6 protein-coding genes are annotated in these 16779 nt (G+C 65.1%); all 6 read left to right on the top strand.

The window, feature by feature from the left end:
- The first annotated feature begins 17 nt into the window (after positions 1-17).
- The 6 genes from ACZY1I_RS15520 to ACZY1I_RS15545 all read left to right on the top strand — a co-directional run bounded on the left by ACZY1I_RS15520 (position 18) and on the right by ACZY1I_RS15545 (position 16775).
- Positions 18-5069 (top strand): amino acid adenylation domain-containing protein, encoded by a 5052-nt coding sequence (locus ACZY1I_RS15520; protein WP_463755334.1) that lies wholly within the window; start codon positions 18-20, stop codon positions 5067-5069.
- 17 nt (positions 5070-5086) lie between these two features.
- Positions 5087-9637 (top strand): amino acid adenylation domain-containing protein, encoded by a 4551-nt coding sequence (locus ACZY1I_RS15525; RefSeq protein ID WP_463755335.1) that lies wholly within the window; start codon positions 5087-5089, stop codon positions 9635-9637.
- Between the two features lie 21 nt (positions 9638-9658).
- Positions 9659-13162: a non-ribosomal peptide synthetase gene (locus tag ACZY1I_RS15530; protein ID WP_463755336.1), complete on the top strand. Its 3504-nt coding sequence runs from the start codon at positions 9659-9661 to the stop codon at positions 13160-13162.
- A 58-nt stretch (positions 13163-13220) separates the two neighbouring features.
- Complete coding sequence (locus ACZY1I_RS15535) at positions 13221-13409, top strand: hypothetical protein (protein WP_463755337.1); 189 nt, start codon at positions 13221-13223, stop codon at positions 13407-13409.
- 21 nt (positions 13410-13430) lie between these two features.
- Positions 13431-16076 carry a helix-turn-helix transcriptional regulator gene (locus tag ACZY1I_RS15540; RefSeq protein ID WP_463755338.1) on the top strand — a complete coding sequence of 882 codons (2646 nt, stop codon included), beginning with the start codon at positions 13431-13433 and terminating at the stop codon, positions 16074-16076.
- Between the two features lie 198 nt (positions 16077-16274).
- On the top strand, positions 16275-16775 hold the full coding sequence (locus ACZY1I_RS15545) for an MTB12 family secreted protein (protein ID WP_463755339.1): 501 nt from the start codon (positions 16275-16277) through the stop codon (positions 16773-16775).
- Positions 16776-16779: the final 4 nt, after the last annotated feature.

Raw genomic sequence — 16779 nt, forward strand, 5'->3', positions numbered from 1 at the left:
TAGGAGTGAGATAAGCCATGGCAGACGATGCCAAGACTTTGCAGGAACGCCGTCGCGAACTGCTGCGCCGGCGCTTGGCCGAAAGTGGCTTGACGACAACCCAATCGGCAGAACAGCCGCGTGTGCACGCGGGCCAGCGCTATCCGTTGTCGCCCGGCCAGCGCCGAATGTGGTTCCTGCAGACGATGGACGCGAACGACTCCACGTTGAACATCTGTGTTTCCTACCGGCTGACGGGTCCGCTGGACTCCGAACGCCTGCGTGCGGCCCTGCGCTCCGTCGTTGCGCGGCACGCGATCCTGCGCACCACCTACGGCATCGATTCCGAGGGTGAGCCGTATCAGGTATTCCAGGACGATTTTGAGATCGGTTGGCAGGTAACCGATCTGACCGGAGTTCCGGAAAACGAGCGTAGCGCCCGAGTCGAAGCGGCAGCTCGCGACGAGTTCGGCAAGACCTTCCACCTCGCCAGCGAATTGCCGCTGCGGGTAACGCTTCTCCAGACCGGCACGCAGGAGTGGGTGCTGCTGCTGGTCGTGCATCACATCTGCTGGGATGACGATTCCTGGAGTGTGTTCTTCAACGAGCTCAGTGCGGCCTACAACGCGGTAGCCAGTGGCGACCAGTTGTCAGGCGAAGCAACACAATTCGTCGCCGTCGAGGTGCTCGCCGGTGCGCAGGAACCTTCGATCGCCGACGTCGGCTACTGGGCGGACATGTTGCGGCCGTCGCCGGAACCGCTGGAGCTGCCCGGTGTGGCCGCGGCCAGCCCCACCCGCCACGCCGAGCGCCGAACCCGGGCGCTGCCTGCCGAGGTGTTCGCACGGGTCGAGGAGTTCGCCCGGCAACGTTCCGCCTCGCCTTTCATGGTGCTGCTGGCGGCCTATGGCGCGCTGGCGCGTCGCTACACCGGGGCAACGGATTTCCTGATCTCGGTGCCGGTCACCGACCGCCGGGCCGCTGCTGAAACCGCCATCGGGTACTTCGGCAACACGCTGTTGCTGCGCATGACAGCGCGGTCGAATGACACATTCACCACGTTTGTCGACACGGTGCGCGAAGTCTGCCTTGACGGTTTTGCTCATCAATCCGTCGGGATCGACCGGGTGGTCCGTGAAGTCAACCCGGAGCGAATGGGCCATGACGGCATGGACCAGCTCGTGCGGCTGGGTTTCAGCATGCGCAAGAGCGTGACCGGGTTTGCGCTGGACGGCGTGACCGTGCAACAGCTCGAATTAGGCGCAGTGACAGCCCATTTGCCGCTTTCTCTTGCCGTGGTGCTCGACCCGCAAGGTGCGCTGGCCGAGTTCGAATTCCAGACCGATGTGCTCAGTGGTGCGCTGGTCGACCAGATGTTGGCGCACTACGTGCATTTGCTGGACAACGCGCTGGCCGAGCCCGAGCACCGGTTGGCAGGCCTGGACATGCTCGGTGCCGGCGAGCGGGAAAGTGTGCTGGCGCAGTCACACGGCGAACTCGTCGAGGCGCCGGCCACCACGATGGTCGCGGTGCTGGAAGCGGCCGCATCGTCCAACCCTGACGCGGTCGCGCTCGTCTCCGACGACGCCACGCTGACCTACGGCGAGTTGCATCGTCGGGCAAATCGGTTGGGGCGCTGGTTCGCTGCGCAGGGTTTCGGCTCCGACGACGTCGTCGGCCTGCGAATGACCACCTCGATCGACTTTCTGGTCGGCATGCTCGCCGTACTCAAGTCGGGTGCGGCTTATCTGCCGATCGATCCCGCCTATCCGGATGAGCGCATCGAATACCTCGTCACCGACGCCAGGCCCAAAACCGTTCTCACGCAGACGGAAATGAACTCCGCAGAGGACGAAGCTTCGCAGCTGTCCGACGCCGCGATCACCGACGTCGACCGCCTGCGTCCGCTGCGACCCGAGCACCTGGCCTACGTCATCTACACCTCTGGCTCCACCGGCAAGCCGAAGGGGGTGGCGGTTTCGCACCGCGCGATCGCCGAGCACGTGGAAAGCTTCGTCGCCGAATGGAGCATGACCGCCGAAGACCGGTTGTTGCAGTCGTCCTCGGTGAGCTTCGATGCGTCGTTGCTGGACATCTTCGTCACGATGGCCGTCGGTGCGCAGCTCATCGTGCCCAAACCCGATGCATTCAGCGACATTCCGTACGTTGCGGATCTGATCAGCCGCCACAGCGCGACGGTGCTGCACATGGTGCCGTCCATGTTGAGCACGCTGTTGCTGCTTCCGCAGGTCAAGGAGTGGCGGCAGTTGCGTCATGTGCCGGTGGGCGGCGAGGCACTACGAGGTGAGGTCGCCGACAAGTTCGCCGACTACTTCGATGCGCAGCTTCGCAATCACTACGGCCCCACCGAGGCCGTTGTCTGCTCGACGCACATGCGGGTGCAGGGATCCCACGGCGCGCGGGTGGTGCCCATCGGCGTGCCGAACCGCAACGTGTACACCTACGTCCTCGACGAGGACCTGCAACCGGTGCCCGCCGAGGTAATCGGTGAGCTGTATCTGGGTGGCGTTCAATTGGCGCGGGGTTACCTCGGGCGTCCCGCGTTGACCGCGGAACGCTTTGTCGCCGACCCGTTCAATGCCGGTATGCGACTGTACCGGACCGGAGATCTGGTGCGCCGCAATATTTCCGGTGAGCTGGAATTCGTCGGGCGAGCCGACGAACAGGTCAAGGTGCGGGGTTACCGCATCGAACTCGGCGAGGTCGAGTCGGTGATCGCGACGCACCCCGCGGTCAGGCACTGCCTGGTCGTCGCGGAGGACGCCGGGGCCGGCCCCATGCTGGCGGCCTACCTGGTGCCGAGGTTCGGCGACGACGAGAATGCCGCGGGCGACATCGATCTCGACGAAATTCGTGTGCACACCGCAGCGGAACTCCCGGACTACATGGTGCCCAGCGCCTTTGCCGTGATTCCTGAGATCCCGCTGACGGTAAGCGGCAAATTGGACAAGCGGGCGCTGCCCGCCCCGACCCCGGTGGCGATCCGCGGCTATCGGGAGCCGGCGACGTCCAACGAGCGCCGCATGTGCGCGATCTTTGCACGGTTGTTCGGTTGGGAACGTGTCGGTGCTGACGACTCATTCTTCGGGCTGGGCGGCCATTCGCTACTGGCGGCCCGGCTGATTGCGCAGATTCGGTCTGAGTTCGGCGTGGCACTGAATGTTCGCGCGGTGTTCGACTCCCCAACCCCGGCCGGATTGGCGGCGCGACTGGAACCACAGGTTGGCGCCGAGTTCAGTGTCGAAATCGACGCACGGGATGCCGCGCGGTCAAGCGCGTACCCGCAGCCTGACTCGGACCGTCCGGAACTCGTCGCCGCGGTGCGACCGGAACGGCCGCCGCTGTCCTACTCTCAGTTTGCGATGTGGTTCCAGTACCGGATGCGGGGTGCCAACGACGTCTTCAACATGGCGCTCGCGCTCCGTTTCAACGGACCACTCGACGTCGCCGCACTCACCGATGCGCTCAACGACGTCATCGTGCGGCATGAAGCGCTACGCACGAATTTTGTTGAACACCAGAATGTTCCGTACCAATTCGTGCACCCGAAGCGTGAGGTGGAACTCGCCGTCACCGAGATCGCGCCGCACGAGCTGGACGAGACGGTCGCCGAACTGCGTCGGCATGTGTTCACTCTGGAATCCGAGCTGCTGTTCCGGCCCACCCTGTTGGTGCTCGACACCAACACACGGGTACTGCTGTTGCTCGTCCATCACATCGTCACCGATCACACGTCGCTCGGCATTCTGTTCGAGGATCTGCTGGTTGCCTACCGGGCCCGGTTGCAGGCGAGTGTGCCACGGTGGGCCGAATCCCCGTTGCAGTTCGCGGATTACGCGCTGTGGCAACAGAATGCGTTCGATGCCGCCAACGAATGGGGCGAGGCCGAGCTGGCACACTGGCATGACGCCCTGGTCGGTATGCCCTACGAGATCTCGGCAGCCGCCGACCATGTCCGACCGCCAGTCCTGGGCAGGCGTGGCGAAGTTGTGAATTTCATGGTCTCGGCCAATCGGCGTGCTGCACTCACCAGGCTTGCCGAACAACTCGGCGCGACCGAATTCATGGTTTATCAAGCCGCCCTCGCGGCTTTGTTGCACAAACTCGGCGGCGGCACCGACATCGCGATTGGCAGCCCGGTCGCGTCTCGGGTGGATCTGGCCACCCTGAATACCAACGGCCCATGTGCCAACGTGGTTGTGTTGCGCAACAACGTCTCCGATGACCCCAGTTTGCGTGACCTCGTCGGCGTGAGCCGCGACGCGGTGCTCGACGCGCTGGCGCACCAGGAGCTACCCATTGAGCGCGTTGTCGAGTCGCTCAACCCGCCCCGGTCGCCGTCCAGGAACCACCCACTGTTCCAGCACAGCATCCACTTCCGCGGGGAGGATTGGGCTCTGATGCCACGAGACCTCACCGGGTCGGGGGAGACCACTGTCGTTCCGCTGCCGATGGATTTCGAAATCTCGCTGCTGGATCTGAATGTGGCGCTCAACGTCACCCCGGACGCGGATCTCGACGTGCGGGTCGTCGCCAACGCTGATCTCTACGAGCCCCAGACGGTTGCGCTGATTGCCCAGGCGTTCGATGCCGCGCTCGATGCGTTCGCATCGACACCCGAAGTCACGTTGTCGGCGTTGGAGTTACTGAGTCCGGCGGACATGGAGAGCCTGCTCGCGCCGGCGACGGCGGCTCACGTGCAGCGGTCGCAACCGATCATCACCGGTGGTTCGGTCGCAACGCAGCAGGCGCTCATCGGCTTGCTCGAAGAGTTGCTGGAGATCACCGATATCGAACTGGAGGACAACTTCTTCGCGCTCGGCGGCGACAGCATCATCTCGGTGCAATGGGCCGCCCGTGCCACCGCGCAGGGACTGACCATGACCCCCGCCATGGTGTTCGAGTACCTGACCATCGCCGAGTTGGCTGCCGCGGTCGACGCGGCCGCGGGTCAGGCAGCGGCAGAACAGGATTCAGCACCGGAGCAGGAGTCCGCGCCGATGAGCGCGTCCGGTCTGGACGCCGACGCGTTGGCGGCGCTGAGCGCGTCCTGGCAGAACAACTCGTGAGGCATCGGTAACCATCCATGACCCAAGCACCGCCGCAGATCGAAGACGTTCTAGCTCTTACTCCGCTTCAGGAGGGCCTGTTTGCGCTGTACCGCCTGGCGCAGGACGGCCTGGACATCTACACCATGCAGTTCGTCGCCGATATCGACGGACCGCTCGATGCGCAGCTGTTGCGTCGTAGCGCCCAGGCCATGCTGGACCGGCACCCCAACCTGCGCGCCGCGTTCTGGGATCGCGATGTGCCGAAGCCGGTTCAGATCGTGCCGTCGCACGTGGAGCTACCGTGGTCGGAACGCGTTACTACCGAGAGCGAATTCGGCGCGATTGCCCGCTCGGAGCGGCGCCGAACGTTCGATTTGAGCCGCGGCCCGGCACTGCGCGTCGTGCTGCTCTCGGTGCCTGGCGAGGGCAGACGCCGACTGATCTTCACCGCGCACCACATTCTGGTGGACGGTTGGGGACTTGGCGTCTTCTTCACCGAGATGCTCGCGGTGTATCAGGCGGGGGGTTCGGCCGACGGATTGCCGGCCCCGCGACCTTACCGGGACTACATCGCCTGGCTGGCCAGGCAGGACAGGGCGGGCGCGCTTGCCAAGTGGACTGGCTATCTGCGCGGCGTTTCCGCGCCGCTGATGGTGGCCGATGGCGTCGGCGCGGCCGATTATGACGTGCCCGAGTCGTCGAAAATCTTGTTGTCCGAGGCCGACACGGCGAGGCTGCGCCGTTGGGCAGGTCGCAACGGGCTGACCCCCAACACGGCAGTGCTCTTTGCCTGGGTGGTGGTGCTCAGCCGGCTCACCGACCGTCGTGACGTGGTGTTCGGCACCGTCATCTCCGGCCGCCCCGAGCATCTGCCGGGTGTGGAGACCATGGTCGGGATGTTCATCAACACCGTGCCGGTGGTGCACCAGGTGAGCAGTACGGCTTCGGTGGTCGAGCAATGTGTGCGGTTGCAACGCGAATCGTCGGCGATGCGTGACGTCGGCTACCTCAGCCTCTCGGAGCTGCAGCGGGCGCATGGCCACGGTGCTCTCTTCGACACGCTGTTCCTTTTCGAGAACGCGCCGCTAGAGGACGCCATCCGGCCGATCGCCACCGCCGACGGGACCCGTTTCTCCCCGGTCGAGGGAGAGAGCCTGACGCACTACCCACTGACGGTGGTCTCGCACCTGACAGAGGACGGGCTGATCGTGGTGATCGAGGCGATTCGTGAAGCTCTGCCGCATCTTCCGGCCGCGGAGCTCTGCCAGCGATTGGTCGCTGTCCTGCGCCAACTGCCCGATGTCGGCGACGGTACGCCCGATGTGCTGGATATCCTGACCCCCACGGAGCGCTTCGAATTCCGCGAATTCGCGACGCAATCGGCGCCCGCGTCCGACGCCACCGTGTGGGACACGTTCGAGCGGCAGGCTCAGTCCACACCGCAGGCCATCGCGCTGACCGGTGACGGTGCGCGGCATACCTACTCCGAGTTGCACATGCAGGCAAGCCAATTGGCAGTGGAGCTGGCGGGCCATGGCGTTGGACCGGAAACGGTTGTGGCACTGGTACTGCCACGATCGACACGGTCCATCGTGGCCATCTTGGGTGTGCTGGCCGCCGGTGGCGCCTATCTTCCAGTCGACGTCACGCTCCCCGACGTGCGCATCGAATCCATTGTGAGCCAAGCTAGTCCGATACTGGCCCTTACCGTGTCCGACTATGCGGACCTGGTCGGTGACCGGGTGCCCGCGCTGATTGTCGACGACAGCGTTGTGGCCGAGCGTATTTCACAGCTGCCGGCCGTCGCCCCTGCGGTGCGCCGTCATCCCGAACACAGCGCGTACGTCATCTTCACGTCGGGCTCGACCGGTGAACCCAAGGGCGTCATCGGCACCAACGCCGCCCTGCTGGGTTATTTCGCCGACCACCGCGAGCGCGTTTACCGACCCGCCGCGGCACGTCTGGGCCGGCCACTGCGTATCGCTCACGCCTGGTCGTTGAGTTTCGACGCCTCCTGGCAGCCCATGATCGGCCTACTCGACGGTCATGCTGTGCACCTGTTCGACGCGGAGCAGATGCGTGACGCGGACCGCCTGGTTCAGGGTCTCGCCGATCATCGGATCGACATGATCGACACCACCCCGTCGATGTTCGTCCAACTGCGTGCCGCCGGTCTCGCGGAGCGCAATCTCTGCGTGCTGGCACTGGGCGGCGAGGCGATCAACAGCACGCTGTGGCAACAACTGCGCGCCCTGGCTCCGACTGCCGTCCACAACTGTTACGGGCCCACTGAGACAACGGTCGAGGCCGTGGTGGCTGCGGTCGGGGAGTACCCGGCGCCGACCATCGGCACCGCCAACGCCGGAACCTTCGGCTATGTTCTGGATTCCGCGCTACGCGTGGTGCCCCGCGGCGTAGTGGGGGAGCTGTACCTGTCCGGCGCACAGCTGACCCGCGGTTACGTCGGCAAGTATGCGATGACGGCTGCACGTTTCGTCGCGGACCCGTTCCGCCCCGGCCGGCGGATGTACCGCACCGGCGACCTGGTGCGCCGGCTGCCGCACGGCGGTTATGCCTACCTGGGGCGTAGCGACACCCAGGTGAAGATCCGCGGCTATCGCGTCGAGATCGGGGAAATCGAGGCCGTCCTACGGAACCAGCCTGAAGTGCACGACGCCGCCGTCGCGGTGCTGCGCCGCGACACCGGGCCAGTCCTGGTGGGTTTCGTTGTCTGGCACAAGGGCATGGAGTGCGACCCGGTCCAGCTGCGCGCCACACTGATCGAGCACCTGCCGTCGTACATGGTTCCGGCTCGGGTGGTGGCGCTCGCTGCGCTGCCGGTGAACGCCAACGGCAAACTGGATGGCGCCGCGCTGGACCGGCTGGCCGACAACGCGCTGACCCGGGTAACCGAAAACGGCGCGGCGTCGGCGTCGACCGAAACCGAACGGGTGCTGTGCGAATTGTTCGCCGAGCAGTTCAGCGGCGTGGTCCCGCATGTCGACGACGACTTCTTCTCCCTCGGGCTGGACAGCATCATGGCGATCTCCGTGGTGCACAAGGCTCAGCGACGCGACCTCCCGGTCAACCCGCGAATGGTGTTGAGCTGTCCGACGATTCGCCAGCTTGCGGCGGCGATTGATGCGGCCGGCGATTCGGACGGCTTGCCGGCGGTTGCCGAATACGGTGAGGTGCTACCACTGCCGATGGTGACCTGGGTGAACGAGCACGGAAATTTCCGGCGCTTCACCCAGACCGTCCTGATGCGGCTACCCGCCGGCATCGATCGGTCGACCATCGAACGCGTGCTGCAATTGCTGCTCGATGGGCACGAGGTACTGCGGTCCATTCTGACGGAGACGCCCGACGGAGCACGCCTGGTCACCCGCGAGCCGGGTGTGGTCAACGCTGCCGATCTGCTGTCCCAAGCGCAGGCTCCGGCCTCGACCGAAGCCGGATTCGGCGCAGCCGTCGCGGATGTGGCGCGAAATGTGATGGATGAGATCGATCCGCATGCCGGCGAAATGGTACGAGCGGTGTGGATCGCCGGTGCAGACGGCCGGCAGCTGTTGCTGCTCACGATGCACCACCTGGTGCTGGACATGGTGTCCTGGCACATCCTGGTCAGCGACATCAAGGAATCTTGGCGCTCGGTGCAGGCCGGGGTTACGCCGAAAGCGCTGCCCGAGTTCACCTCCTATCGCCGCTGGTGCCAGTTGATGTGGGAGAGAGCCGCCACGCCGAAGGTTTTGGCGCAGCGGGAGTACTGGGGTTTGAAGGTTCGTGATGCCGATCCCGCGCTGGGCAGCCGCCACGTGGATCCGACTCGCGACACCTGGTCTCAATTGCAAGTCACGCCGGTATACACGCCGGTCGAGGTCACCGAGCGCCTCCAGGCCGCGCTCACCCGAGAAGACCGGATGCGCGAGATCCTGTTGTGTGCCGCGACGATCGCGATTGCGAGTTGGCGCCGTGTCCGCAACCAGGATCCGACTTCGGGCGTGCTCATCGCGCTGGATAACCACGGACGCGCTGATGCCATCATGGGTACCGATACCGCGAACACCGTTGGCTGGTTCACCAATACCTTCCCCGTGCGGCTCGGATCCGCGGCTGAGTCCGATACTTGGGATCTCGAGCGGCTCGAGGCAGATCCTGCATCGGTGCGGGCGCTACTCGACTCGGTGATCCACTACATCGACGAAATCCCCTACGAGGGTTTGGATTACGGTCTGCTTCGCTATGTCCAGCGCTGCCCTGAGCTGCAAGATGCCGCGGAACCGCAAATCCTGTTCAACTACGTGGGCCGCTGGGACCTCACAGGCACCACGCAAGAACCATGGTCACTGCTCAGCGGAGCCGAAATAGCAACGTTGCCAGTCGATCCCGAGCCAGATTTACCACTCCGCTCGGCATTGAATATGAGTGTGCTGCTAGGTGCCACTCAGGCGGGGCCGGTGCTGATCAACAACTGGCTGTGGAGTGACGCCCTGTTCACCACACCTGATATTGACTCCCTGACCGATCTTTGGCAGCGCGCCATCGCCGTACTTGCGACCGGTCTGAACAGCGACTCGACCGAGTAGCAGGCCTAGAAAGGATCTTCAATGGTGCCGCTCGGTGGAGAGTGGATCAGCAGAGACGAGATCAGAGATACGATTTCGGCCCAGCTCGGTTGCGCGGCAGCAGATATCGCCGACGACGACGATCTCATCCAGTTGGGTCTGAACTCGATTCGCATGATGGCGATGGCAGGTGGCTGGCGTAAACGTGGAGCCGACATCACCTTTGCCCAGCTCGCAGCGACCCCAACGGTCGATTCCTGGTACGGGTTACTGAGTGCCAACGATGCGGCCAGTGCGCCGCAGATTGCCGTCGTCGACGAAACGGCTGAACCGGACGAAGACCCGTTCCCGCTGGCCCCGATGCAGCACGCCTACTGGATAGGCCGCGATGACGAGCAGGAGCTCGGCAGCGTCGCCGCGCACCTGTACGTCGAATTCGACGGGGGCGCTATCGATCCCGAACGCCTGGAGCGGGCGGTGACCGACCTCGTCGCGGCGCATCCGATGCTTCGTACCCGGTTCCTGCCGGATGGAACCCAACAGACCATGTCCACGCCGGGTCGTCCGGTGTTCAACCTCGTGGACTTACGCGGACAGAAGTCCGAGACGGTCGAATCCACCCTGGCGCAGCTGCGCAATCGGAAAACCCACCAGCGGTTGGCAATTGACGTCGGACAGGTCATCGACATCACCCTGACCCGCTGCGATGAGAATCGCAGCAGGCTACATCTGGACGTCGATATGCTGGCAGGTGACGCGATGAGCTACCGCGTGCTGGTCTCGGAGCTGGCGCAGGCGTACCGTGGGTCGACGCTGTCGGAGCCCGGGTACAGCTACCGGAGTTACCGCACGCAGCGCCGGCCTGACCAGGCCCGCGACGTCGCCCGGGAGCGTGACCGGCAGTGGTGGCACCAGCGCTTCGCTGACATGCCCGGCGCGCCTGAGCTTCCCACCGTCGCGGTGGGCGACCGTAAGGCGCCGCATCGCACCGTCCGCTACGACCACTGGTTGGGGCCGGAAGCCAAGGAAGTGCTGGTGTCCGGTGCCCACGCGCGCGGCGTGACGCCGGCCATGGCGCTGGCGGCAGTGTTTGCCGACACCATCGGCGGTTGGTCGGCGCAAGATCGGTTCCTGCTGAATGTGCCCATGTTCCAACGTGAACCGGTGCATCCCGACATCGACCGCGTCATCGGGGACTTCACCTCGTCGATCATGCTGGACGTGGACGTGACCGAGAACATGTCAGTGGCGCAGCGTGCTCAAGCGATTCAGCGCGGCATGTACGAAAGCGGTTCGCATGCAGACTATTCCGGTCTGGAGGTGTTGCGCGATCTAGGCCGGTACCGGGGCGAGCCGGTGTTGGCGCCGATCGTGTTCACCAGCGCCCTCGATCTCGGCGAGTTGTTCACCGACGAGGTCGTCGAAACCTTCGGTGAACCGGTGTGGATCATCTCGCAGGGACCGCAGGTGCTGTTGGATGCCCAGATCACCGAACTGCGGGGTGGATTGCTGATCAACTGGGATGTGCGTGAGTCGGCCTTCCCGGCGGGCCTGGTCGACTCCATGTTCGGCAGCTTCATCGAGGCAGTCAAACGCCTCGGTGAGGGCGAAGTCGGCTGGGATGCAGAGGCCGCGGTGCAGTTGCCGTGCGCCCAGGCGAAGGTGCGCGCAGCGACCAACGCCACCGACGGTCCGGTCAGTGGAAGGTGTTTGCATCAGGGCTTTTTCGAACACGCGACAGCGAATCCTGATGCTCCCGCGTTGCTGTGGGGTGTCGGCGATGCAGGTGGGACATGGAGTTATCGGGAGCTTGCCGCGCGATCGCTTGCCGTTGCAGGCGCGTTGCGTGCCCGCGGTGTGAAGTCCGGCGACGCCGTCGCCGTCCAATTGCCCAAGGGCCGCAACCAGATCGTTGCCGTGCTCGGGGTGCTCGCAGTCGGGGCGACTTACGTGCCGATCAGCTTCGACCAACCGGATGCGCGTCGCGCCAGGATTCTTCAGACGGCGGACGTCGTCGCGGCGGTGGCCGAGACCGGCACCGAGTTCGGCTCGAGTAACGCAATCCCGTGTCTGTCCATCGCAGAGGCAGCCGAGTACCCCGAGCCGTTAGGCGAACCGGTGATCCCCGCTACCGGTCAAATCGCCTACGTGCTCTTCACGTCGGGTTCTACCGGCCTGCCCAAAGGAGTGGACGTACCGCACAGCGCCGCGATGAACACCATCGATGCGGTCAACGAGTGGTTCGAAGTCGGCAACGGGGATCGCTCGCTCGGGCTGTCCGCGCTCGAGTTCGATATGTCGGTCTACGACATTTTCGGACTGCTCTCGGCGGGTGGCGCGGTTGTCGTGGTTGACAACGAACAGACCACGGCGCAGGTGTGGGCGGAATTGGTTCGTCAGCAACACGTTTCGATCATCAACTGCGTGCCGGGCATTCTCGACATGATTCTGGAGATGGGCGGAGACCGACTCCGCGATTCGTTGCGCGCAGTGATTCTCGGGGGTGACTGGGTGGGCGTCGGGTTGGCTCGCCGGCTCGCCGAGCAGGTTCCCGGCTGCCGGTTCGCCGGCCTGGGCGGTGCGACGGAGACCGCGATCCACAGCACCGTCTGTGAAGTTGTCGGCGAACCTCCGGCGGACTGGGCGGCGGTGCCTTTCGGCGTGCCACTGCGCAACGTCCGCTGCCGGGTGGTTTCGCCGTCGGGCCGCGATTGTTTGGACTGGGTGCCCGGGGAACTCTGGGTGGGCGGTGCGAATGTCGCAGCGGGATACCGCAATGACCCGGAACGAACCGCGCAGCGCTTCGTCTTCCATGACGGCATTCGGTGGTACCGGACCGGTGACCTGGCCAGATACTGGCCCGACGGCACCGTCGAGTTCCTGGGCCGCGCCGACCATCAGGTACAGATCCGCGGGTATCGGGTCGAACTCGGCGAAGTGGAGAGTGCGCTGCGCACCGTTGCCGGCGTGCGTCACGCCGTCGCCGCCGTGGTGGGTACCAACGCTCCGAAGCTGGTTGCCGCCGTCGCAGGAGACTCGGTGCAAGCCCGAGATGTCACCGCTGCCGTCGCGAACCTGTTGCCCAGCTACATGGTCCCCACGCGCGTCGTCTATCTCGAGCGAATCCCGTTGACGTCCAACGGCAAACTGGACCGCCGCGCGGTAGTCGCGCTGCTGGAACCGGAAGCCGGGTCGGGGAGCCAAGACAGCGCCCCCCGCAACGATCTGGAAGCTGCGCTGGCCGAGATCGTCGCCGAGGTGCTGGGCCTGGCCGGCCGAGAATCCATTGGTGTGCATGACGATTTCTTCGCACGTGGTGGGGATTCGGTGCTGGCGACCACAGTGATTGCACGGGTCCGGGACTGGTTGGAGGTCGATCATGCGGTCGTCGCGGATATCTTCGCCACGCGTACGGTGGCCGGTTTTGCCGGACGACTGAACAACCGTGAGGCCACGCGTGGCAATCCGGACCGATTAGCCGTGATCGCGCGCCACTATCTCGACATCGCCGCGCTGACCGACGAAGAGGTGCTCGCCGAGGGTTAGCGGAGTTGAGTACCGCGGTACTCAGTCCATGCCACTGCCGCGACGGCATGCTGTCCAGGTGGCCGATCATTTCAGCGAGCGTGAGCGTGCGTTGCGGAAATTGCCGTTGCCGTATTCGTTGGCACTGCGATTACGCGACGCCGGCGTGGCCCGCGAGTTGATCTGCGACTACGTCGGCGTCGAGGACGCTGCCCTCGATGTGCTGTTTCGAATAGCGGAAGCGAAACTCATTGCACTACAGCCGTGAGCTGAGTCTTAAGCTGTCGACGTGCGTCTGACGTGGCCGCTGATCGGCCGGGCACAGGAGATGGCGGTCATTACAGCCGCCATTGCCGGGGCGGCGACGCCCGGGATCATCGTTTCCGGCGCTGCCGGCGTCGGGAAGAGTCGGGTGGCGCGCGAGGCGCTGGCGGCGACGTCGTCGCAGGGGCGCGAAAGTCGTTGGACGGTGGGCAGTGCTTCGGCGCGGGCGCTGCCGCTCGGGGCGTTTGCGGCCTGGGTGCGGACGCCGGAATCCGACGAGACCCAGTTGGTGCACCTGGTCCGGGACGTGATCGAGTCGCTGACCGCCGCACCGGCAGACAGTCATGTGGTCGTTGCCATTGACGATGCCCATCTGCTCGACGACTTATCGGCGTTCGTTCTGCAGCAGATCGTCGCGCGTCGTGCGGCAAAAGTCGTGTTGACGATTCGCAGCGGGGAACCGGTTCCCGCTGCGGTGCAAGATCTGTGGCGCGGAGCCCGCTTCGAGCGCCTCGAATTGCAGCCGCTGTCCGCCGATGAAACCGCGACGCTGCTGGCGGCGACCCTGGGCGGCTCGCTGGATCCTGGTGCCACCCAACGTCTGTGGAAGCTGACGCGGGGGAACGTGCTGTACCTGCGCAATATCGTCGATGAGGAAGTGTCCGTCGGTCGGCTCGCGCAGCGGCACGGCTACTGGACGTGGAGTGGCGATCCGACCATGCCGCCCAGCCTGACCGAGCTGATCGAGTCGCGGATGGGAACGCTGCCGGGTCCGGTCGGCGATGTGGTGGACGCGCTCGCGGTGGGAGAGCCGATCGATCTGGCGTCGCTGTCGCGGATTGCGGATCCGGCCGCGATCGAGGAGGCCGACATGCGTGGCTTGATCACGCTCGGCGCCGACGGCGACGACCTCGATGGAGGTGTGGACGTCAGACTCGCTCATCCGCTCTACGGCGAAGTGCGGCGAAAGCGGGCTCCCGCCACCAGGCTGCGCAGGCTGCGGGGGCGTGTCGCCGCTGAGTTGGCCGCAGCCGAAGACCGCGACGAGGTGCGAACGGTGGTGCGTCGCGCCGTCCTGAGTGTCGACTCCGATCTGGCGCCGGACGCGGACCTGCTGCTGCGGGCGGCCGAAGGAGCTATGTTTCTGGCCGACGCACCGCTGGCTGACCGCCTTGCCGCTGCGGCCATTCGTGCGGGTGCCGGACTGCCGGCGTACAACATTCGTTCCTTTGCACTGGCGTGGCAAGGCCGTGGTGAAGAGGCCGACGCGGCGGTGGCTGCGACGCCTACCGAGGGTCTCACCGATGCCGACCGGGTGTATCTGCTCGGCCATCGAGGGTTCAACAGGTTGTGGGGCCTCGCCGATCCGGACGGGGCGAAGGAACTCTTCGACGAGGCCGCGCGAATTGCGACCACTGACACGCGAAGCTGGTGCGATGCCTACCTGACCGTCTACTGGGCATCCATCGCCCAACCGGAGAAGGCCAGGAAAATCGGGATGACCATCGACCTCGAGCGGTTACCCGGGATCATCAGTTCCGCGGCGGGGTGGGCGCTGGTGGTGGCCCACGGCGATACCGGGCACCCTGCCGACGCCGACCGGACGGCCGGAATCTGCAACGCCTACCTGCAGCGCACGGCGACCGCGGCCCACATGAGGCTTCTTCTCATCGACCGGTATGCCGGTGCCCTCATCCAGTGCGGTCGATTGGGTGAGGCAACTGCATTGGCGGAGCAGGCGCGTCAGCAGACGGTCGACATTCCCGGTGTCGCCCAGTTACTCAGCACCGCGATCGTGGGCCGGACCGCCTTCTGCTCCGGTCGCCTGGACGAAGCACGATCACACTTGGCGACCGTTGTCGAGCTCTTCACCGGTGACTCCAACGGCTTTCGGTATCGATACCTGATCCCACTGACCACCGCGCTGGCGATGTGTGGCTCAACCACTGAAGCCACTGCCGCGGCGAATATCCTTGCAGCCGAACATCATCGGAGCTGGGGTTTCATCGAATACGAGTGTGATCTGGCACGGGCCTGGGTTGCTGCCTGCCAGGGAGCGGTCAGTAACGCAATCGAGATCGCAGTCGATGCTGCCGAAAAAGCTTGTGTGAATGGTCAATTGGCCGCAGAGGTGATGTGTTTGCAGACTGCGGCGCAGTTCGGCGATGGTTCCACGGCAGGCAGGCTGGGGGAGCTCGTGGCGATTGTGGAGGGTCCTCGAGTCGGCGTAGCCGCGCGCTTTGCTGCCGCGTTGGCGGCCGGCGACGGAGCCCAGTTGGCTTCGGTATCCGAAGAATTCGAGGAGATGGGCGATCTCGTCTCGGCGGTCGATGCGGCCGCGCACGCGGCGGTGGCCTATCGCCGAAAGGACCTGCGGGGCTCGTCGCTGGGGTGCTCAACGCGGGCAGACGCGCTGGCCGAGCAGTGCGGTGGGGCGTCCACGCCCGCCCTTCGGCAAGCGACCACGCGCGTTCCCCTGACGTCGCGAGAACGCGAGATCGTGATGCTGCTGAGCGAGGGGCTGTCGAGTCGTGCGGTGGCCGATCGGCTGACGCTGTCGGTGCGAACCGTCGAGGGCCACATCTACCGTGCGATGGCCAAGACCGGCGTTGCCAACCGCGATGAGCTCGCAGCACTGCTGACGCCGCGAGGTCGCCAACCGCAGAGCTGAGGTATCCATTCACAGCTGCCGCACAGCCGTGCCATAGCCTCCGCATTCCTGGTCGTAGCACCGTTGCTGTACCGCAACATAGCTATCAGGAGAAACACAGGTCACACGATGCACAATTGCACCCAGGGCAACATCTAGGGCAACATCCCGCGATCCAGGTGCATCCGTGCCGACCGCGAACCAGTAGGGGAGAACACAGTGCGAACCATCAAGACTTTGGCTTTCGGTGCTGCGGCGGTGGCTGCGATCGGTGCCGCGGCGGGAGGCGTGACAGCTATCACCAGCCCGGTTGGCCATCAAGTGCAGCCGGTCGTCTTCGGGGCGCCGCTGCCGCAGGATCCGGCACCGGCCACCGGCGTTCCAACGGCTGCCCAGCTGACCGGCATCCTCACCAACCTCGCCGATCCGAATGTTTCCTTCACCAGCAAGGGCGATCTGGTCGAGGGTGGCATCGGTGGCACCGAAGCGCACATCGCCGACCATCAGTTGAAGAAGGCCGCCAAGAACGGCGACCTGCCGTTGGCGTTCAACATCACCAACATCCAGCCGGCCGCGGGCAACTCGGCCACCGCCGATGTCCTGGTGTCCGGTCCCAAGTTATCGCCGCCGGTCACGCAGAACGTCACATTCGTCAACCAGGGCAGCTGGGTGTTGTCACGCAGCTCCGCGATGGCGCTGCTGAAAGCCGCTTCGGGCTAAGTCG

The organism is Mycobacterium sp. IDUB_37, from assembly GCF_055419245.1.